This window comes from Shewanella violacea DSS12 (assembly GCF_000091325.1).
Classification (GTDB): Bacteria; Pseudomonadota; Gammaproteobacteria; order Enterobacterales; family Shewanellaceae; genus Shewanella; species Shewanella violacea.
This window is the reverse complement of sequence record NC_014012.1, coordinates 2,184,802-2,205,630: the sequence shown is the minus strand read 5'-3', so window position 1 is coordinate 2,205,630 and position 20,829 is coordinate 2,184,802. Positions and strand designations below refer to the sequence as shown.

Below are 20,829 nucleotides of genomic sequence, written 5' to 3'. Positions count from 1 at the left end.
AAACTGTGTAGCGACCAGACTTAATTTTACTCACCAGTTAGCTCTTTTAAGCCGTCTACCGCGATTGTTTTAACAAGGTTTTGAGCAAGTCATTGAAGATAGATACAATAAAAGCCAGTCAGATAGCTGACTGGCTTAGCGCCTTAGGATCATGAGTTAACTTGCTTGGCTTACTCTCGCACTAATTCAATCTCCAATGCCCGCGCCACGGCCTCGGGTGAACTAGAGTTACGGGCAAACAGTGAATATGCCACAGGGATCACCAACAAGGTAAACAAGGTAGCAACCAGAATTCCCGATAACACTACCACGCCGATAACGAATCGAGTCTCGGCGCCAGCTCCCTGGGCCATTACCAGAGGTATAGCGCCAGCAGCTGTGGTTATCCCCGTCATCAGGATAGGCCTGAGTCGCTGGGAGGCAGCTTGAATAATGGCCTGTTCAAATTCAAGCCCCCTATCTCTTAGTTGATTGGCAAACTCAACAATCAAGATGCCATTCTTGGCCGCTAATCCCACCAACATGATGATGCCTATCTGGCTGTAGATGTTGAGACTCTGGTCTGTTAAGTAGAGTCCAATCAGAGCGCCTAGTGTTGCCAGAGGCACAGTTAGCATGATAACCATGGGATGTATAAAGCTCTCGAACTGAGCCGCCAATACCAGAAACACTATGCCTAGGGCCAAAGCAAAAACAAAGTACATAGAGCTGCCCGAATTTTGATAATCCAGTGACTGGCCCTTATAACTGATGACCGCCTCGGCGGGCAGATAGGTATCGGAAATCTCATTAAGGTAATCCAGCGCCTCACCTAGACTGTAACCCTCAGCAAGGTTTGCCTCTATGGTGATAGCTCGCATACGATTATAACGATTGAGCCTGCTGGCATCGGCAAACTCTTCAACGCTTACCAAGTTCGACAAGGGGATCAAGACCTGAGTCCTGTCCGAGCGTACATAGATGTTTTCCAGATCTCTGGCGGTATTTTGATTGTCACGATTGCCCTCTATGATGACATCATATTCCTTGCCCTCTCGCATAAAGGTGGTCACTAGACGTGAACCTAACATAGACTCTAATGTTCTCCCTATGTGAGAGATGGATACCCCCAAATCTGCTGCCCTGTCTTTATCTATGATCACCCTAAGTTGAGGCTTAGTTTCTTGATAATCATGATCAAGTCCCACCAGATTCGGATTTTCTTTGGCCTTTTCCAGAATAATATCTCGCCACCTAGCCAACTCCTCGTAGCTGGGCCCACCGAGCACAAATTGCACAGGTTTGCCGACACCGCGGCCGAAGGCTTGCCTCATAACAGGAAATGCCCTGATCCCAGCAAGATCGGACAGTCGCCCGCGTATGTCTGTGGTTATCTCTGCCGCGCTTCTACGTACCGCCCAATCTTCCAAGACTATGATGGCCATGCCGTTGGAGAAATCGGCACTGCTGCCAAAACTTCTCGGCGCCCTGATCAAGAGTCGCTTGATATCACCATTGTCGACCAGGGGCATCAGACGTGCTTCGATCTCATCCATATAAGACTCGATATACTCGAAACTCGCGCCTTGAGGGCCATTGACGATAAGGAACATTGAACCTCTGTCCTCCCGAGGAGCAAATTCTTGGGGCACCAACTTAAACAGGGCCATACTTGAGCCCAGTGCAACCACAATTAGCGAGGTCACAATCACAGGATGGCACATGGCCTTGGTCAACAATTTACGATACTTGTCTGTGACATAGTTCATGCCAGCATCGACCTTACGTACCAGCCAAGGATCATTTCCAGCAGGCTTGAGTAATTTAGAGCACATCATAGGACTCAAAGTTAGGGCGACTATACTCGAGAAAATCACCGCGGCGCTCATGGTCACGGCAAACTCTTTAAACAGTTTACCTATGTCACCTTCGAGAAAAGTGATCGGCATAAAGACCGCCACCAGCACAAGAGTGGTGGCAACAACGGCAAAAGCCACCTCTCGGGAGCCAAGGTAAGCCGCCTTCAAGGGGGAATCCCCCTCTTCTATTCGTCTATGAATATTCTCCAGTACCACGATGGCATCATCCACCACCATGCCGATAGCCAAAATCATCGCCAGCAAGGTCAGTAGATTAATGGTGTAACCTAAGGCATAAAGCACAATAAACGTCGCCATCAGGGACACAGGTACGGTTAACGCCGGGATCAACATGGCGCGCACGCTTCCCAGAAATAGATAGATGACGACGATAACCAAGAACATGGCGATAAACAGCGTCTGATACACCTCCTTCACCGATGCCTCGATAAACACTGAGCTGTCATAGGAGCGTTTTATCTCCATACCCGCTGGTAAGGTCGGGTTGATTTCATCGACTAAGGCGTTAGTAGCCCTAGACACATCTAAGGTGTTGGCCGTGGACTGCTTGGAGATCCCTAAGCCTATCATGGCCTCTCGGTTGCCCCTGAACATGATGCGATCCTCTTCCGAGCCAATCTCTACCCGAGCAACATCCCCAAGTCTAATCAGATACCCATCGTCTCCCTGGCTCAGCACCAGGTTAGCAAAGTCCTCCACGGTGCGAAAACTGCGCTCGACACGCACGGTAAAGTGCCTCTCTTTGGACTCAACCGAGCCTGCGGGTAGCTCAACATTCTCAGATCTCAGTACTTTTTCTATGTCAGACACGGTGAGATTGCGAGCCGCCAAGGCTTGTCTGTCGATCCAAATTCGCATGGCATACACCTTGCCGCCGCCGATACGAATATTGGCTACGCCATCTATGACCGACAGGCGATCGGTTAGATAACGACGGGCATAATCGGTGAGCTGCAAGGTGGTCATCTGATCTGACACCAGATTTAACCACATGATCACCTCATCCCCGCCATTGGCTTTCTGTACCTCGGGGGGCTCAGCTTCTTCGGGTAAATTGTTTAACAGGCCCGATATCCTGTCGCGAATGTCATTGGCGGCAGCTTCGATGTCTCGGTCCACATCAAACTCTAAGGTCACGGTAGAGCGTCCGTCCCGGCTCGAAGAGCTGATATGACGTATGCCCTCGACGCCACTTATTCGGTCTTCCACCAGCTGAGTAATACGGCTCTCGACCACAGAGGCACTGGCTCCACGATAAGTGGTTTGTATCGACACCACAGGTGGGTCGATATTGGGATATTCTCTCAAGGGTAACTTGTCGAACGCCACTAAGCCAAAAGCAATAAGCAATATGCTGATCACCGAAGCGAAGACGGGACGCTTCACTGAAAGATCGGTTAGTATCATACGGTTGGCCCAACCTTAGCTTCTTTAAGGAAACTAAAACGCTCACTAAGCTGAACCTTTACCTTGTCTCCTGGCCTGACCTTTAAAATGCCGCGGATCACCACCTGCTCATCTAACTTGACCCCATCGAGCACTTCGACCCAACCCCGCTTACGCAGACCTAAGCTAACCTGACGGCGCACGATGACATTTTCATCATTAACCAGATAGACATAATGCCTATCCTGGATTGGGATGATCGCCGATTCAGGTAAAATCAGGGCTTCACGGCTCTGCTGGATAAGCGTGACTTTCATCAGCATGCCTGGCATTAAGCGGTTATCCCCATTAGGGAGCTTGGCTCTGACGGTAACGGCTCGAGTGATTGGATTTATCCGGCTGTCGATGGAGATGACCTTGCCGCTAAACAGTTCACCTGGAAATGCTACCGCACTTGCTTCAACTTGTTTACCTATGGCCAAAGACTGTAAGAAGCGTTCTGGCACTGAGAAATCCAACTTGATCACAGAAATATCATCTAAGGTGGTGATCACAGTTCCCGGCGTCAACAGGCTACCCACGCTGATCTGACGAAGACCTAAACGGCCATTGAAAGGCGCGAATATTTTTCGGTCTGCAAGGGCCGCTTGAGCTTGGTCCAATTCTGCATTGGCGGTATCTATCAGGGTCTGTAACCTGTCACGTTCAAGCTCGGCAATGGTCTGACTGGTGATCAAAGAGCGTATTCTGTCCAGTTCACGCATATGATCCCTGACACGTACCTTAGCGACTTTCACCCGGGCTCTGTATTCTGTGTCCTGAAGTTGAACCAGTAAACGGCCCTTTTTTACAATATCACCGTCTTCGAAGTTGATCTTGCTTGCCACTTCGGTGACTTTTGGAGTAACGGTTATCGACTCGTTGGCCTTGCTGGTGCCTAGGGCCTCAACTTCATCTCGAATCAACTCAATTGCCGCCTTAGCCACCACGACATTGGCTATGGGTCTCTGTTTCTTGCCAATAGTTATATTTTCCGATGAGACTTGTCGATAGCTAAACCATGCAATAAGCAGGATGATTAACAATATTATTATTTTTTTCATTAATTCCACAAAACAGCTTATTTTTCGTGAGGCTAGTTTACCTATAGACCATAGCGCTTCAAGAGTGCTTTACCTTTACTTACAATTGACCCAAGGCGCAACAACAGAGGATAATACAAGCCCAGTCTGGCTATTGGAGGTATTAGTACTAGTTAGTAAAGTCAGAGTAGTGGAGTGTGATAGAAAAAGGCTATTCTAGAGTAGAATCTATGCTGTTAGGTGCGATATGAGTGTCAAAATGAAGGCAATAAAAAAGGAGGCTAGATGCCTCCTTTTCGGGATTGTTCAACCAATGAGCTTAACGGATCTTACGATCTTCCTGCATCAGTTCAGAGAAACCATCATACACAGCTTCAACAATCTCATTATCTAACGGCTTATCTGATGAATCACGCAGATAGATACGAGTCTTATCTGCATTAGTGTCATCTTCAAGTGTCATACGGTAAGAACCTTCATTAATCGCTAGGTCCTTATCGTTCCAGAGCGAGCTCCAGAAACCTGAATCATCGGTGACATTGATATAGTAAAGACCCTTGTTACTGTCCATATCGACAATCTCGAAGCCCAACTCAGGTAAGACGATACGCAATCGATCCCATGTTCGTTTGAACGGTGCTTCGGCTAACCAATATGAAGCCACCCCTTCTTCACTCTCGACCTCAGAGCTGGTGCCTTTGACTATGCTCATGTCGATGCCTAGACTTTCACGTAGACGCTTAGCTTTCAGCGATTTACTGCGTTTAATACTCATATAGGCAACGGCATTATTCAGCATATCGATGGTGTATCTGCGTTTGTCTTCGCCACTCAATACGATGTCTTTCTGCTTACCATCATAGCTCACTTCATGATCCACAAGATTGATCATCAAGTCGCCACTGCGGCCATGTGGACGAATGTTTATTTTAAACTCATAACGTTGACGCAGCTTAAAGATCTCATCGCTACCCCAGAAACTTGAATCGATCACTTCTTGATTCTCGATCCAATCAGTTTCAATCAAGCCTTTGTCATAATCTTCATTAAGAATTGGGATTGATCTGCTCGCTAAATAATCTTTGATCACATTGAACATTTCACTTTTCAGTTCAATGTCCTTGTCGATGGAATCGACGACAATTTTAATATTGTCACTACCTTCCTCTACACGCGTACCCTCGGCCATAGGTAAAATTTGCAGAGGTGGACGAATATCCAGTTGCTTGCCTATCAGGCTGGCACTCGCTTTGCTGTTCAGCTTAGGAATTTTGTATTCTTTACTGTATACCGGAGTGTTCAATCCCGCAGGTATGGTTAAAACCGGCTGAGTTTTCACATTGGTGTATTCATCACCACCGTTGGCCTGTCTTCTATCGACTGGAGAACTACACGCGGTAACGGCGACGATAAGTACTAAAGGAGTCACTTGCTTCAACATCTATTATTTAACCTCAATTCGGGCATTTTTCATTGCATCTAACAACAGACCATGGAACTCGGTAGAAAGTTCCGTCAAAGGTAATCTAATATCACCTCGACTGATCAAGCCCATCTGATGGGCGGCCCATTTAACTGGTATAGGATTAGCTTCGCAAAATAGGGCGCTGAATAGACCTTTGATCTGATCTTCAGCTGCCATGGCGGCTTGGATATCACCAGCTAGCGCGGCGTCACACATCAATTTAAACTGTTTTGGAACTATGTTGTTAGCAACAGAAATGACTCCATCACCACCCAAACTTAAAAATTCACGTGCGCTTGCATCGTCACCACTATAAAGCAGGAAGTCATCGCCGCAGAGTTCACGTAATTGTTTCACCCGAGAGACATCACCTGTGGCGTCTTTAACACCTATGATATTTGGCACTTCAACCAGCTGCGCTATGGTCTCAGGTAACATGTCAACGGCTGTTCGGCCTGGTACATTATAAAGAATTTGCGGAATATCTGTGCTGGCAGCGACAGCTGTATAATGAGCAATCAAGCCCTTGGGACTCGGCTTATTATAGTAAGGTGTTACACCTAACATCGCCACAATACCAAGCTTGCTTTGCGCCTTGGTCAGCTCTATGGCTTCTGCCGTTGCATTGGCGCCATTGCCTCCAATTACAGGAATACGCCCCGATGCAAATTTTACCGTTTGTGCAACAACTTCGATATGTTCTGATATAGGAAGTGTGGCAGCTTCACCTGTAGTGCCTACAGCAACGATGCCATCGGTGCCTTCTGCAATATGGTACTCAACTAACGTTTCAAGACTTTTATAATCTACTGTGCCATCACTATTTAGTGGTGTGATTAAGGCTACGATGCTTCCGTTTATCATGTGACTTCCCCAAGATCCAGGACTGGCTATGGTACTGATGCTATCCATTAAAAACAAGCATTTCAGTGATTGAATAATGTTAAGAGTGTTCATCGTCTAGTGTATGCAATCACATTTTTGTTGTATCAGACGGGGATCTCATCTCTGCAATCTTGTGGTAGCATTAGTCACCGCAGAGAAATGCACCTAAAATTGGTGCGTTTATGTACATATCTGGCTATAAAAAAGGAAAATTCATGTCCAATCAGCTTGTCGTTACTGCTATGGGGTCTGACCGACCGGGAATTGTCAGTAAATTTGCGAGGCTTGCAAGTGAATGTGACTGTGACATAGTTGACAGTCGAATGGCCTTATTTGGCAATGAATTCACCTTAATCATGATGTTGTCAGGCTCTTGGGCCTCGATCACTAAGATGGAAATCCAACTCCCACCCTTGAGTGTTGAGCTTGAATTGATGACGGTAATGAAGCGCACCTCTGAACATACTGCACAAAATTACATTTCGCGTCTGGAGCTCACCTTTACCGGACAAAATCAGCGAGGCACCATGAGAAAGATCACCCAGTTTCTTGCTGATCGCTCCCTGGATCTCGCCGCAGTAAGGTCTCATGCAGAGGAAGACGCTCAAGGCAATCCTAGCCAACATGTGTTCCTGACAATCAATGTCCCAGAGAAAGTCGAACTGGATAAGTTAGAAATCAGCATCAATGAGCTGGCTTCTGAGATGTCATTGCACTGCGTCATCGAACGTATGCAGGGCACCACGAGTAACTAATACCAGTTCCATAGGGAATAACCATTTTTTCAACAATACGCCTTGAATTTAACGCTCTGAGAAAACTCTGAATTACTCATAAATTTAATGGAATTGGTATAACTAGGAAAATCAAATGAATACCTTAACTGCAGGCGATAACGCCCCACTCTTCGAGCTAAAAAACCAAAACGATAAGCTCATCTCTTTGAAAGAGTGTTTAAATATCGGCCCAGTGCTGGTCTATTTCTACCCCAAAGCCTCTACACCCGGCTGTACCGTTCAAGCCTGTGGTCTTAGAGATAGCATGCAAGAACTCAATGGCTTGAAAGTCACAGTATTAGGCATTAGCCCAGATCCTGTGCCTAAGCTGGCAAGGTTTGCACAAAAGCAGGAGCTTAACTTCTCTCTTCTTAGTGATGAAGATCATGCCATAGCGGATGCCTTCGGTGTCTGGGGTGAGAAAAAGTTTATGGGTAAGGTCTATGACGGAATTCATCGATTAAGTTTCTTAGTTGGACAAGATGGTAAAATCAGCCACCTGTTCAACAAGTTTAAGACCAAAGATCACCATGAAGTGGTACTTGAACATCTTAAGCAAGACTAATTCAATCAACTTATTCAAACAAAAGCCCGCTTATTGCGGGCTTTTTTATGCCTATAAAACACATAAACATAAAGTGCTACAGAGAAACCTAAGCGAAATAGGGCCATATCAAGACCAAAGCAATCGTCCAGATAACTCCAGATAAAAATGCTTAACATGGCCACCCACAAATGCTTAACATGGCCACCCACAATTATTGATGGATAATTCAGCTCTGACTAAGCTTAAGTTCTCTCTGTAGGATTGAGGTTGCTATGGCCAGACCAAGAAGCACATTGATTAGCATTGAAGATACGCCTTTCTACCACTGTATTTCTAGATGTATTCGCATGGCGTGGCTTACGGGAGTCGATAGATACTCAGGTAAGTCATACGAGCATCGGCGTGAATGGGTTGAGTCTAGGATACTTGAACTCGCTCAAATTTTTGCTATAGATGTGGCGGCTTATGCTGTTATGTCTAACCACCTGCATTTAGTGCTTAGGGTCGATATTTTTGAGGCTAATAGCTGGACAGATAAAGAAGTGGTAGCGCATTGGCATCAGCTGTTTAAAGGGACTGAAGTTACTCAGAAGTTTGCTGAGGGGGAGTTAGTTGAAAGCTTTGAAGTTAAAGCCTTAAAGCATTCAATTGCTCAATACCGAAGTCGATTAAGTGATATCTCCTGGTTTATGCGCTGCCTCAATGAACCCATTGCGAGACAGGCGAACAAGGAAGATAACTGTACAGGGAGATTTTGGGAGGGGAGGTTCAAGTCCCAAGCCTTGTTGGATGAGGCAGCTGTTCTGGCCTGCATGGCTTATGTAGACCTCAATCCTATCCGTGCCAAGATGGCTACAACACCTGAAACCTCAGACTTCACCAGCATTCAACGACGTATTACAGCGGCTTGTAATGGAGAGCAACCTAAGTCACTGCTGCCATTTGTGGGTAATGAGCGCAAGGATATGCCAAAAGGACTGATGTTCAGTGCTAAAGATTACTTACAACTGCTTGATGATACAGGGCGTATTATTAGAGACGACAAGCGTAGTGCCATTAACCAAACATCCCAACAGATACTCGATAGACTCAACATTCCTCAAGCGAATTGGCTAAAACTCACCACTGAATTCAGCCGTCTATTCAAAGGCCCTGTGGGAACACTTCAAGAATTAGATGCCTACTGCGAACACTTAGATAGAAAGCGCCGGCAAGGGGCGGCTAACTGTCATCGATGGCTAGATAGCGCCTAGTTACACTCCTCTTTTATGAAAATGGAAAACCGAACTTAATTTTGGTATTTTTGCTGTGTGTTTTTAAGATTTTGGACTGATATTAAGATATCCAGAGTCATTAACTACTCAGCAGGAGCGACTTAAGACGTAAATCATGTTGAGTTAGTGAGAGTAAGGCTGGAACTTTAGAGCTTCGAGTTAGAGAGATTAAGAATGGGTGGCTAGGTTAATTAGTTGACGATAAAACCAATCGAACAGACCTATGTTTAACTCGAAACGAAGAAAGTATTGAAAATGGGTATTTAGGGGCGATAATGATGAAATTCAAACAGCAGGTTTTGACTCGGTTTATTATGAGCCGGCTTTAACAAGAGGAGTGGTTGAAACGCTCAGCCAGCTTGAAAATACTGGCAATTTTTAGAAAAGTGCCGTCGTCGTTTACCCAAATGTTCACAGTAACTCGTCAGCTCTTGTAATGTCCCCACCGGACCATGAAATAACTTGCCAAAATCAGCGGTGATTGTTAACCAATTCTCACAAGGAATATTTAACCTTGCTAGAATTTTTTCAGCATTGGCTGATATGGAACCTCGCTTGCCATCTCGAATTATTCGGCCTGTTTCATCAACTAATTCAAGGTAGTCTTTCAGTGTGAAGTTTATCCCTTTAGGTTGATTTAAGCGCTCATTACCAATAAAAGAGAGGAGTTTGGCAGGTTGTTTACCATTGAGGGCGGATTGGATTCTAAGTTGAATACTTGTGTAATCTGATTGCTCTGGCGTATCAGCCATTTTTGCTCGAATGGGATTGAGGTCTACGTAAGTCATGCAGGCAAGCACTGCTGCTTCATCTAATAATGCTTGGCTTTTAAAGCGTCCTTCCCAAAAACGACCTGTACACTTATCTTCTTTGTTTGCCATACGGGCAATGGGTTCATTAAGCGACCTCATAAACCAACTAATATCACTTAATCGACTTCGATATAGAGCAATCGAATGCTTTAAACTTTCAACCTCATAGCTTTCTATCACTTCACCTTTAACAAACTTTTGAGTGACTTCAGTTCCCAAAAATATTTGATGCCAGTGCTCAACGACTTCTTTGTCATTCCAACGATTAGACTCATAAATATCAACACTAAGAACAACATGTAGATGATTAGACATCACCGCATAGGCTGCAATATTTATAGCAAACACACCCGCTAATTTCAGTAATAGAGATTCTACCCAGCCACGCCTATGGTCATAGTTCTTACCAGTAAGTTCATCATCTCCCAAAAGGAAGGCTCTTCTGGTTACCCTACTACAGCAATGGTACATTGGCGTGTCTTCAATACTGACTTGAGTTCTTCTTGGACGCGGCATAACAACCTCCCACTTAAGCTCTTCATTAAAGCTTAGTAAGAGGCGTAAGATATGCCATTAAGTTTGGGTGGCACTGTTTATTCTTTAGCAGAAGGACAGATTGAAACGCTTAGCCATCTTGAAAATACTGGCAGTTTTTAGAAAAGTGCCGTCGTCGTTTACCCAAATGTTCACAGTAACTCGTCAGCTCTTGTAATGTCCCCACCGGACCATGAAATAACTTGCCAAAATCTGCGGTGATTGTTAACCAATTCTCACAAGGAATATTTAACCTTGCTAGAATTTTTTCGGCATTGGATGATATGGCTCCTCGCTTATCATCTCGAATCATTCGGCCTGTTTCATCAACCAATTTAAAAACAGGGTCAGAGTAAAATTAAATTTTTAAGCTAAACTAAAGCTATATTTATGGTGCAAAAGGAGTTTGCACATGCCAAGAGCACATAGGAACGCCCCAATCCATATTCCTCAACATATCATTCAACGAGGTAATAATCGTCAAGCATGCTTTGCTTCAGAAGAGGATTTTATGCTTTATGCCAAATGGCTAAAGCAATATGCTTCAGAATATAAAGTTCACATTCATGCATGGGTGTTTATGACCAACCATGTCCATATTCTGTGTACCCCGTTGCAACCAAATGCAATGAGTCAAATGATGCAATCATTAGGTAGGCAGTACGTTCGCTACTTCAACTTTACTTATAATCGAACTGGCACATTATGGGAGGGAAGATTCAAATCCTGCCTTGTACAAAGCGAACAGTACTTACTACAAGTCTATCGCTATATTGAGCTCAACCCAGTAAGAGCGGAGATGGTGGCAGAGCCTTCTGCCTATAAATGGTCAAGCTATCAAATTAATGCGCTCGGGAAAGCTTCAACCCTTTGCACCCCCCATCAAATATATTTGTCTCTCGCGAGTAACCCCACTCAACGACAAGTTAATTACAGAGCTCTGTTTAAGCACCATATAGATACCAAGCTCATCACCCAAATACGCAACGCCACCAACAAAGGCATGGCAATCGGCAATGATAAATTTAAAATTGAGATTGAGGCCCTAACAGGTGAACCCATGCACTCTAAAAAGCGTGGAAGACCAAGCCAGAAGCCTTGACTTCAACTTAATTTCACTATTTTACTCTGACCCCATTTATCAACCAACTAATATCACTTAATCGACTTCGATATAGAGCAATCGAATGCTTTAAACTTTCAACCTCATAGCTTTCTATCACTTCACCTTTAACAAACTTTTGAGTGACTTCAGTTCCCAAAAATATTTGATGCCAGTGCTCAACGACTTCTTTGTCACTCCAACGATTAGACTCATAAATATCAACACTAAGAACAACATGTAGATGATTAGACATCACCGCATAGGCTGCAATATCTATAGCAAACACACCCGCTAATTTCAGTAATAGAGATTCTACCCAGCCACGCCTATGGTCATAGTTCTTACCAGTAAGTTCATCATCTCCCAAAAGGAAGGCTCTTCTGGTTACCCTACTACAGCAATGGTACATTGGCGTGTCTTCAATACTGACTTGAGTTCTTCTTGGACGCGGCATAACAACCTCCCACTTAAGCTCTTCATTAAAGCTTAGTAAGAGGCGTAAGATATGCCATTAACTTTGGGTGGCACTGTTTATTCTTTATAATTCCAATTCCAAATCATCGTCTGACATTCCTGATTTCAAATCTACGGCATAGGCAGCTTGTGCTAGTAAAGCATCATCAAATAGCGATTGAATCGTCATAATTAGTTCCCTCTAAATTATTTTTTATAAAATGTATTTCTAACTAAACCATAATGGGATGAACTATAAACAAGCTGGTCATACTCATTTTTCCTCTTTGGACAAGAGTCTCTGTCGGTTATTCCTAAAATCACTCCTTTTGCTAACCAACCTTTTTGATTGTGAATATTCACGGACTTACTCAATACCGTATCATCCGATTTTCTTACTATGATCTTCTCTTGGATATAAATAGGCCCAATTTGTGACAAAGTTTTTTTAACCCAATTAATCTTAAAATCTTGCATAAAACGCTGTTTATCTATTAATAGTTTTCTATCATCGATAAAAAAACCATTATCAACACGCACAAGTTCACGTCTATCTTTAGGTATTGGTATAAAATACTCGTCCCCTAACCCCACACGCTCGTAAATAAACTGACCAGTACGCCCCTCTTCATTACAGTACTTATCAAACAGTAAGTTAGATAAAACACTATCGCCATAGCAACCAGTAAAACTGCCGACGATGAGAATTAGAAACCAAGTATAAGCTTTCATTAGTTTACTCCTTATTAAAAGACTAACGCTCTCTTGCGCCTTCACTCACACCTCGCATTAACGGCGCTAATAAAAACTCCATTAATCGTCGAGTGCCGGTTTTAATCTCTGCCGTGCTAAACTTATCATCCAATATGAAGTTAATATCTGAAAATTCCATTTCCTACCCTTTTTTAGTTTTTTCTACGTCCACGAAGTGAGTTAATTTTATAATTTTCTAGCAGCTCCAAAGCCTCGTAACTGTCAAGATCTAATATCGTTTTATAACTCTGCAATTCATTATTCTCGGCAGAGAAACATTGATGAACCAGATGCTTGACAATATTGGTATAGCCTGGTGCGCTATGGTTTTCTAACCGAGGTCCAAGCCCAGCCAAAAATGTCATCGAGTTCATCTCAATACGATCAAATAACCACAAGAGATCTTCTGGAATATTCGTATTCATCGCTAATATTTCATGCCTAGTTATATTTGGTATCTGTAATAACTTATTGTACTCATCTGCGTATGCGGAATAAGTTTTCGAGGTGAGTTCTTGAGGCGAAAAATCATAGACCAAATACGGGTTGGAAAGTAACGTTTGATCTATGAGAAATTGCCTATTATGCCAATTGAATTTGGCGAGTACCTTTAAACTAGGTTCACGCTGAATGTACATTGTTAACCAGGGGCTTGATAGCTGGCATGATAAGTTATCTTTTGGAAAACGTTCAAATAGACGGGAAATACTTTCTGGTATTTTATGGTAAGAACGCCTCTTTTTTCTAGGAGGCGTAATATATTTTTCAGCAAACTCAAGTGTGATTGCTGGGGCATTTAACAAAGGTTGATCGTAACCAGGTTCCATTGCTAACTTGTCAGATACATAATTTATTATATCTTCTGTAAAAATGTCGTAGTCTGATTTTTGACCGTCCAATCCCGTTTGATTTGATATTGACGTTTGTGGCTTAAGAGAACCATTGTAATATATCCTTAAATCGAACTTATCAGTGACGTTTACATTTACCTCTTGTGAGTTAGCGACTTTTATCATTACGCCATAAACACTAATCGCTAGGATGAGTATTAATAGAGTTCTATGTTTAACTATTCTTACACTTAATTGTTGCCCGTTACTCATTTAACATCCCTATTCTAATATTAACGCTCACGCGCCCCTTCACTCACACCACGCATTAACGGCGCTAATAAAAACTCCATTAATCGGCGGGTGCCTGTTTTAATCTCTACCGTGACTGACATACCAGGCTTTAACTTAACCCACTTGCCATTGACATTTATTTCATCTGTCGCTAATGACGCTTTAAGTGGAAATAATAATCCGAGTTGCTCATGTTCGATGGCATCAGCGGAAATGCCTAGCTATCGCAGGCAATACGTGTTCACTAAGCTTATCCGTTGTATCTGCAATAAATTTGGCTTTAAAACCGAGACTTTTAGCCGCACGAACTAAATTAATATCTGCCAAGGGCGAGTTCGTATCATCTGCATCATTGAATTGAAATTCACGCAACAGCGCACTCGGCTCAGCCGGGATTTGGTGAAAACGGGCAACCAATGATAAACATTGAATCCCAGAAAAAAGTTGCTCGACATCTTATTCCTGAGTCTTCTTCATCCTTGATGGCGGAAATATACCCGAAACACAACACACCCGCAACACATGTAAGCCATTGTTTTAGATTAATTTAACACACAGTGCAGATAGTGAGTAAAGCGCCAATTTAACACTATTCGTCAAAAATATGCTCAAGCACACTTTCTACCATCACACCCTCAGAATGTAACCGTTCACCTGTTCAACAAGTTTAAGGCTAAAGATCACCATGAAGTGGTACTTGAACATCTTAAGCAAGACTAATTCAATCAACTTATTCAAACAAAAGCCCGCTCATCGCGGTAATGCCGGTAAGTTAAGCTTACTGGCATTTTTTATTTCTGGCATATTTCTGTGGTCTGCGCTTGACCATCCTAGGGTAAGACCGAGTTCGTCGAGGTTCTAAAATCAGGCTCTCTGCCATGTCGTAGAAGTATTTAAGCTGACGAGGAATAGCACCTGGTGTCGAGTAAGGCAAACCCACTAATAGCCTCAAAATATGAGCCAAAGAACCATTAAAACTCAATTGATAAGGGAGATAATCCCCTTTGAGTTTATGACACATTTTCACCATCTGATAACGCACTAGATTGTAGGTGAGTAAGATCCCCCACAACTCCTGTTTTACAAGCTCTGGCAGTCGACTTCTCAACGTTAAACGATTACCTAGCATGTATTGTTTCTGCTCTCGATAACCTAATTCTATTTCCCATCGATGCACGTATAAGTCAGCTATGTCTGTAACTGGATAACGCATGGGATCTATCATTGATGTCAAAACCGAGTATTCCTTGCCATTAATCTTTCGACTTATTAACCTAACTTCCAGTTCATAAGGCAGCTTTGGCCATCGTTTTCTGGCATGTGGATTGCTTTTTAATTGGACGATTTTATCGTTGCGCCCCAAGCTACGAACCACCTCATATTGGACATTTTTTTTCAAAGGGATCAACCAGTGTCGCTCGTTACCCGTGGTTTGCCACTGATGAAGTAGCCCCAGTGAATAAAATCCTCGGTCAAACAGTGTTAGGCTATGATCCGGTGTCGAGTCGATGAGCTTTTCGGCCAAAATCATCTCATTAACGGCGTAATCATCGAAAGCACTAGCGGTAATAAGATGACTACTTAATTCCATTTGGCAGACCATACGAACTTGAGGATATTGAGTATCTTTTTGTCGAGAGAAGGCTTCTGCGTTATCTGGAGTATCTTCTGTCCGCCACACTACCCCATCGACTCCGAGTAACATCAGTCCATTCCAACTTGGGTGCAGGGCTTCACGATTCCAGTGAGCTTGAGTGCACTCAAACAGTGCTTTCATTGCCGCTTCACCCAGATCTTTGCGTCGTTGAGTTAATGCGCTCGGAGCAACAAATGGCTTGCCCTCCCTATCAACGATGTCGAGCATATTAACGATATGAGCCATCGACTTATCGTTATAGATAGCCATACCGATAAGAAGCCAAGCCATTGACTCTAAGGTTAATTTACGTTTTCTTATCGTGACTGTATCAGTCAATGAATACGCTTCCTCTATCAGTTCCAGAGGGAGTAAATCTGCGAGAGTTTCAACTTGATGAGGTTTGAGTTGGTTGATCATGTCAAAAGCTTGAGAAACTTGCATAAAAAATCCGAGGCCTAGAGATAGGACCCGGATTCTGAAGCATCTAGAAGATCAGTCAACCGATCGATAAATCACTAAATGATCGGCATTACGCTCATCGCGGGCTTTTTTGTGCTTATAAAACACATAAATAAAAAGTGCTACAGAGAAATCTAAGCGAAATAGGGCCATATCAAGACGCTAGCAATGGTCCAGATAACTCCAGATAAAGGCAGATAAAGGGGTCGGAACGAATAAGGTAAAATAGCCTAAAGTTTCATTCGTAACTAACACGCTTTGGGCTAAATTAGTTACAGCATGCTAGTAATCAAGCTCAAATTGAAGAGACCCCATTCTTGTAGAACAGCCAGTGTAGAGGCGGCTGCGAGCTTCGGCAGCATGGACGCTGCCGCAGAGACTACAGGGACCGTACTCGCGTCGTCTCGCAGAAGTAGCTGCACAATCCTCGCCGGACAGGCGTTAGGTTACAGTGAAGGTACAACCTTCAAACACTCGTCCCGATGTAAAACCAGCCAAATGAAACCAATACAAAATGTAACCAGTCTTCATTTGAAGGCTAGCAAGCTTTGGGGCAAAAACGTGTTTCAAGTTGGCCTAGTGAATGTCCGGTAATGGCACAGAATTACCGGCTTTAGCAACTAAATCACTACTAGGTTCTCCTCTGATAGTGATAAAATCTCAGCATCAGAATTAACGAGAAACTCTATGTTTATCCATCATGCTAACGGCATCGACTGGCTTGTGATTACAGCTTTTGAAGAACTGAAAACTATATTTATCGAAGAAGCCGGTGAGATTCCCTTTTGCTTCTCTACCGCTAGCGAATTGAACCTGATTGATCAAGCCAAGCGTACTTATGGATATTTGCCTACACTCAGCGGCGTAATCACCGATACCGGCACTTTTCAAAGTCAGGATAACGAAGAAGATTTGGACCCACAGCTTGCCTGCCTAGTAGAGGGGCGTGGTCGGGTGTTTATCTATCACGGCGGCTTTGTGGCTTTTGTGGATAACGAGCAAACCTTTATTACCCGAATGGACTGAAAATTATTCAGTAAGTTGAAATCAGCGAATTGGCATCCCTAGCCGTTCTTCCGCAAGCATTTCGTTTATTAACAGGGTGGAATCGAATGGAGCCGGATCCTAGCTTCAATAATAAAAGCAATGCTGGGTTAACTGGCGAGCTGTATCCCTAGCAAGGAATGGGGCATAAATGATTTAGGTCGACTGCACTAAGTCGTTTTGTCCCAAAGATCAATTGAAGCAAGACTAATTTAATCAACTTATTCAAACAAAAGCCCGCTTATCGCGGGCTTTTTTGTGCCTATAAAACACATAAATAAAAAGTGCTACAGAGAAATCTAAGCGAAATAGGGCCATATTAAGACACAAGCAATGGTCCACATAGTCAGGCAGATAAACCTGTCCAGATAGCACCAGGCCTTGGGTTTCTGAAATAATGGACTTAAATACCTAGCACCAAAACTTAAGCTGAAAAACCACACAAAAGAAGCCAGAACAGCGCCTGCGCCAAACAAAGGTCTATCGGCCCCTTCAAATTGAGCACTTATGCTGCCCAATAACACCACAGTGTCTAAATACAGATGAGGGTTGAGGAGACTGATGCCTAATGTGGTTAACACGGCCGCTTTTAGCGTCCCAGTGCCATGATTGCCCTCCTGGGCCATAACCTGCTCGCTAAATGATGATTTAAGCGCCCTGGCACCATAGACCAGTAGAAAAATGGCTCCACCAATACTGGCAATATCCTTTATCAAGGGAAATGTCACAATGAGATGGCCTAAACCCGCAACCCCCGCGGTGATCATCAAGGCATCTATGATAGAGCACAGGGCCGCAATGGGCAGAGAGTGGGAACGCATTAACCCTTGTTTCAATACGAAGGCATTTTGCGCCCCTACTGCCATAATAAGGCTCCCGCCTATTCCTACACCTTGAATGAATGCCTGCATCGGTTTTTCCTAAAATATCTGATTGATCGCAAGGGTACACAAGCTGGATAAATAAATATAACTAATATTTATTATGCTGTATAAGTAAAACTAATACAGCAGCTAATTTATTCTGAGGAGTTAAGCTTTGCTCGATTATGCACACCTGCGAGCCCTATCTGTAGTGATCTGTGAGGGCGGTTTCGAACGTGCGGCTAAGGTACTTTGCATCACTCAATCCGCCGTGTCCCAACGCATAAAACTGCTAGAGGAGAGAGTCGGTCAGGCCTTAGTCATTCGCTCCAGTCCTGTAGAAGCAACCCTTACCGGTAAACGTCTATTACGCCACTATTCTCAAGTGGAATTATTAGAAAGTGAACTCAGGAGTGAGATGGATGTAGATGACCCAAACTTACCCACCATAGTGAAAATAGCGGTCAATGCCGACAGTTTAGCCACCTGGTTCTTACCCGCACTGAGTGAGGTGTTTAAGCGTCATCAGTGGTTACTCGAGTTGATAGTCGATGATGAGTCTTACACCCATAATTTACTCAAGAATGGTGAGGCGGTCGGCTGTGTCACCACCAGCAAACAAGCACTCGCCGGTTGCAGCAGTGAATATCTGGGTGATATGGAGTACCTGTGCGTTGCAACACCTGAGTTTATCGCGCAATATTTCCCTGTCAGTGTATCTCAAACCTCGCTGGAGTTAGCACCTGCAGTGATATTCTCGACTAAAGATAAACTTCATGAGCAGTATCTAAGTCGATATTTTAAGATGCAAACGGGTAGCTGGCGTGAGCATAAGATCCCCTCCTCCGAGAGTTTTCTCGATGCTATATTGCAAGGATTAGGATACGGCCTAGTAGCCCATCTTCAAGCTGAGCCCTTACTAGAGAAAGGCCTATTAATTGAGATAACCCCAGGTAAACGTAAACGTGTGCCCCTGTATTGGCAACATTGGAACATTAAAGCCAAGCAGACGACCATCATCTATCGGTCTTTGGCGGTCACGGCGAAACAGTCCCTATACCATGATTAATGTCTTAACTGATTTATCGATGAATAGGCCATAAAAAAGGACCAAAGGCCCTTTTTTATGCTGGTATTGCTCATTAATTTACGATGCTTTTTCTACTGTTTCAACTTTAGGTTCCAGTGTCGGCCAGGCATTTAATACCGCCTTAACCAGAGAGGCTAATGGTATGGCGAAGAACACCCCCCAAACTCCCCATAGACCACCAAAAATCAACACCGCGGCGATAATAAACACAGGGTGTAGGTCCACTGCATCTGAGAACACAATGGGAACCAAAACGTTACCATCTAATGCCTGAATAATGGCGTAACCTAACATAAGATAGCCAAACTCTGGGCTAATCCCCCATTGGAAGAAAGCCACTAGCGCGATGGGCAGAGTCACTAACGTTGCACCTACATAAGGGATAAGTACAGAAAACCCGGTTAACACGCCTAACAGGGCTGCATACCTAAGATCCATTAGCGCGAAGAAGATGTAACTCACCACGCCTATGATGATTATCTCTATCACTTTGCCACGAATATAGTTAAATATCTGCTGATTCATCTCAATCCAAACCTTATGAGCCAGATCTCGATTAGTGGGAATAAATCGCTTACTGCCACTAAGCAGTTCATCTTTATCCTTTAAAAAGAAAAATACCAATAGCGGAACCAAAATGGCGTATACCATCAAGACTAACAAGGATGCCGAATAGCCAAGAATTTGCTTACCAATATCCAGAAGGTGTTGTGTATCCAACATTTTTTTCAGCTCAATAACCATACTATCTAGCTGATCTGGATTAATAAACTGTGGGTATTGATTGATATAACCTTGGGCAGTGATTAAGCCTTTATCAAGCATAGTAGGCAAGTCAGTAACCAGGGCAACGCCTTGTTTCCAGATGCTGGGGACCAAACCAAATATCAGCACCAGCATGACACCGACAAACATGAATAACACTAATGAGGCAGCTGTGGTTCGATTAATGCCTAGCCTTGACATCTGTGCCACCGGCCACTCGAGTAAGAAGGCCAGCACTAAGGCCACCAATAAAGGCGCCAACAAGCCACCAGCAAAATAAATAACTAGGGCAATCCCAATCAAAATAAGGACTAAGGTCACCGCTTGTGGGTCGCTAAAACGTTCTTTATACCAAGTTGTTAATAAAGTTAACATTCACCATTCCTGAAAATAAACTGTTGATCGTCTCGTTGTCACTGTGCAGTAGCTAAGGTCTATTTGACTATTTCTAATATTAAGACCCGATCATCATTTCTCACCTCTGAGTAACGATAACCGACTTTTTTTAAAAACCGGGGAACATCCTGCCTAGAGCCAGTGTCTGATAACGTAACCCTAAGTACATCGTCGCAGTTGAGCTTTTTCAATGCGAGTTTGACTTTAACTAACGCCAAGGGACAACGAAGTGCGGTTAAATCGATAAAAACCATAATAATCTTGCCATGAACAAACTTTGGCTATTATCCTAAGTTGCAACACAAACCACAAGGTAACCATGATGAATCTATCGCCTTGTGTTAAATGCCAAGTGTGATATTTATAATGAATATACACAAGTATGGAATATGCGCAAAACTGCAGGTAATATTAATCATAACAATAAGCATAATTACATGAGTTATTCGAATAAACTCAGCAGCTTGTTTAATAATGATTAACTTAGTCACTAGAGAATGGTCATAACAAGGCCTCAT

19 protein-coding genes and 2 pseudogenes are annotated in these 20,829 nt (G+C 43.5%); 6 read left to right on the top strand and 15 right to left on the bottom strand.

Translation table 11 applies throughout. The annotated features are described in order from the left end of the window. Positions 1-170: 170 nt before the first annotated feature. The 4 genes from SVI_RS09035 to dapA form a co-directional block, all read right to left on the bottom strand. The gene (locus SVI_RS09035; protein ID WP_013051196.1) at positions 171-3,266 is read right to left on the bottom strand and encodes an efflux RND transporter permease subunit; all 3,096 of its coding nucleotides are present in this window, start codon (positions 3,264-3,266) and stop codon (positions 171-173) included. Then, positions 3,263-4,348 (bottom strand): efflux RND transporter periplasmic adaptor subunit, encoded by a 1,086-nt coding sequence (locus tag SVI_RS09030; protein ID WP_013051195.1) that lies wholly within the window; start codon positions 4,346-4,348, stop codon positions 3,263-3,265. The genes SVI_RS09035 and SVI_RS09030 overlap by 4 nt, the downstream gene beginning before the upstream one ends. Positions 4,349-4,646: 298 nt before the next feature. Next, positions 4,647-5,768, bottom strand: coding sequence for an outer membrane protein assembly factor BamC (gene bamC / locus SVI_RS09025; RefSeq protein WP_013051194.1), 1,122 nt, complete (start codon positions 5,766-5,768; stop codon positions 4,647-4,649). 3 nt (positions 5,769-5,771) lie between these two features. After that, positions 5,772-6,656, bottom strand: a complete 885-nt coding sequence (gene dapA, locus SVI_RS09020) for a 4-hydroxy-tetrahydrodipicolinate synthase (RefSeq protein ID WP_013051193.1) — start codon at positions 6,654-6,656, stop codon at positions 5,772-5,774. Between the two features lie 236 nt (positions 6,657-6,892). Here dapA and SVI_RS09015 point away from each other — a divergent pair, with 236 nt between their 5' ends. The 3 genes from SVI_RS09015 to SVI_RS09005 all read left to right on the top strand — a co-directional run bounded on the left by SVI_RS09015 (position 6,893) and on the right by SVI_RS09005 (position 9,253). Continuing rightward, on the top strand, positions 6,893-7,432 hold the full coding sequence (locus SVI_RS09015; RefSeq protein WP_013051192.1) for a glycine cleavage system protein R: 540 nt from the start codon (positions 6,893-6,895) through the stop codon (positions 7,430-7,432). Between the two features lie 115 nt (positions 7,433-7,547). Continuing rightward, positions 7,548-8,018, top strand: coding sequence for a thioredoxin-dependent thiol peroxidase (gene bcp / locus SVI_RS09010; protein WP_013051191.1), 471 nt, complete (start codon positions 7,548-7,550; stop codon positions 8,016-8,018). A gap of 254 nt (positions 8,019-8,272) precedes the next feature. Then, entirely contained in the window at positions 8,273-9,253 is a 981-nt protein-coding gene (locus SVI_RS09005) for a transposase (RefSeq protein ID WP_013051189.1), read from the top strand. A gap of 371 nt (positions 9,254-9,624) precedes the next feature. Here SVI_RS09005 and SVI_RS09000 read toward each other — a convergent pair whose 3' ends face one another. Together SVI_RS09000 and SVI_RS21075 are read right to left on the bottom strand one after the other, a co-directional pair. Beyond that, positions 9,625-10,602, bottom strand: a complete 978-nt coding sequence (locus tag SVI_RS09000) for a transposase (RefSeq protein ID WP_013051188.1) — start codon at positions 10,600-10,602, stop codon at positions 9,625-9,627. 109 nt (positions 10,603-10,711) lie between these two features. After that, positions 10,712-10,957: pseudogene (locus tag SVI_RS21075) on the bottom strand (transposase); the annotation flags it as partial. A 75-nt stretch (positions 10,958-11,032) separates the two neighbouring features. On the opposite strand from SVI_RS21075, the gene SVI_RS08995 reads away from it, so the two are divergent. After that, positions 11,033-11,722 (top strand): transposase, encoded by a 690-nt coding sequence (locus tag SVI_RS08995; RefSeq protein WP_013051186.1) that lies wholly within the window; start codon positions 11,033-11,035, stop codon positions 11,720-11,722. A gap of 37 nt (positions 11,723-11,759) precedes the next feature. On the opposite strand, the pseudogene SVI_RS08990 reads toward SVI_RS08995, so the two are convergent. From SVI_RS08990 to SVI_RS08970, 6 genes and pseudogenes are all read right to left on the bottom strand, one after another. Beyond that, positions 11,760-12,179: pseudogene (locus tag SVI_RS08990) on the bottom strand (Mobile element protein); the annotation flags it as partial. Positions 12,180-12,385: 206 nt separating this feature from the next. Continuing rightward, on the bottom strand, positions 12,386-12,910 hold the full coding sequence (locus SVI_RS08985; protein WP_013051183.1) for a hypothetical protein: 525 nt from the start codon (positions 12,908-12,910) through the stop codon (positions 12,386-12,388). Positions 12,911-12,932: 22 nt separating this feature from the next. Then, complete coding sequence (locus SVI_RS21435) at positions 12,933-13,070, bottom strand: hypothetical protein (RefSeq protein WP_013051182.1); 138 nt, start codon at positions 13,068-13,070, stop codon at positions 12,933-12,935. Between the two features lie 13 nt (positions 13,071-13,083). Beyond that, positions 13,084-14,034 carry a hypothetical protein gene (locus SVI_RS08980; RefSeq protein ID WP_013051181.1) on the bottom strand — a complete coding sequence of 317 codons (951 nt, stop codon included), beginning with the start codon at positions 14,032-14,034 and terminating at the stop codon, positions 13,084-13,086. A gap of 225 nt (positions 14,035-14,259) precedes the next feature. Further along, entirely contained in the window at positions 14,260-14,472 is a 213-nt protein-coding gene (locus tag SVI_RS08975) for a cysteine peptidase family C39 domain-containing protein (RefSeq protein WP_013051179.1), read from the bottom strand. 361 nt (positions 14,473-14,833) lie between these two features. Beyond that, on the bottom strand, positions 14,834-16,135 hold the full coding sequence (locus tag SVI_RS08970; RefSeq protein WP_013051177.1) for an IS4-like element ISShvi2 family transposase: 1,302 nt from the start codon (positions 16,133-16,135) through the stop codon (positions 14,834-14,836). A gap of 705 nt (positions 16,136-16,840) precedes the next feature. Between SVI_RS08970 and SVI_RS08960 the strand changes: the two genes are divergently transcribed. Then, positions 16,841-17,179, top strand: coding sequence for a hypothetical protein (locus SVI_RS08960; protein WP_013051175.1), 339 nt, complete (start codon positions 16,841-16,843; stop codon positions 17,177-17,179). 317 nt (positions 17,180-17,496) lie between these two features. On the opposite strand, the gene SVI_RS08955 is transcribed toward SVI_RS08960, so the two are convergent. Continuing rightward, positions 17,497-18,108, bottom strand: a complete 612-nt coding sequence (locus SVI_RS08955) for a LysE/ArgO family amino acid transporter (protein ID WP_013051174.1) — start codon at positions 18,106-18,108, stop codon at positions 17,497-17,499. A 127-nt stretch (positions 18,109-18,235) separates the two neighbouring features. Here SVI_RS08955 and SVI_RS08950 point away from each other — a divergent pair, with 127 nt between their 5' ends. Continuing rightward, positions 18,236-19,129 carry a LysR family transcriptional regulator ArgP gene (locus SVI_RS08950; protein WP_013051173.1) on the top strand — a complete coding sequence of 298 codons (894 nt, stop codon included), beginning with the start codon at positions 18,236-18,238 and terminating at the stop codon, positions 19,127-19,129. 78 nt (positions 19,130-19,207) lie between these two features. Here SVI_RS08950 and SVI_RS08945 read toward each other — a convergent pair whose 3' ends face one another. Then, the gene (locus tag SVI_RS08945; protein ID WP_013051172.1) at positions 19,208-20,290 is read right to left on the bottom strand and encodes an AI-2E family transporter; all 1,083 of its coding nucleotides are present in this window, start codon (positions 20,288-20,290) and stop codon (positions 19,208-19,210) included. A gap of 59 nt (positions 20,291-20,349) precedes the next feature. Beyond that, entirely contained in the window at positions 20,350-20,565 is a 216-nt protein-coding gene (locus tag SVI_RS08940; RefSeq protein WP_013051171.1) for a sulfurtransferase TusA family protein, read from the bottom strand. Between the last annotated feature and the right edge of the window lie 264 nt (positions 20,566-20,829).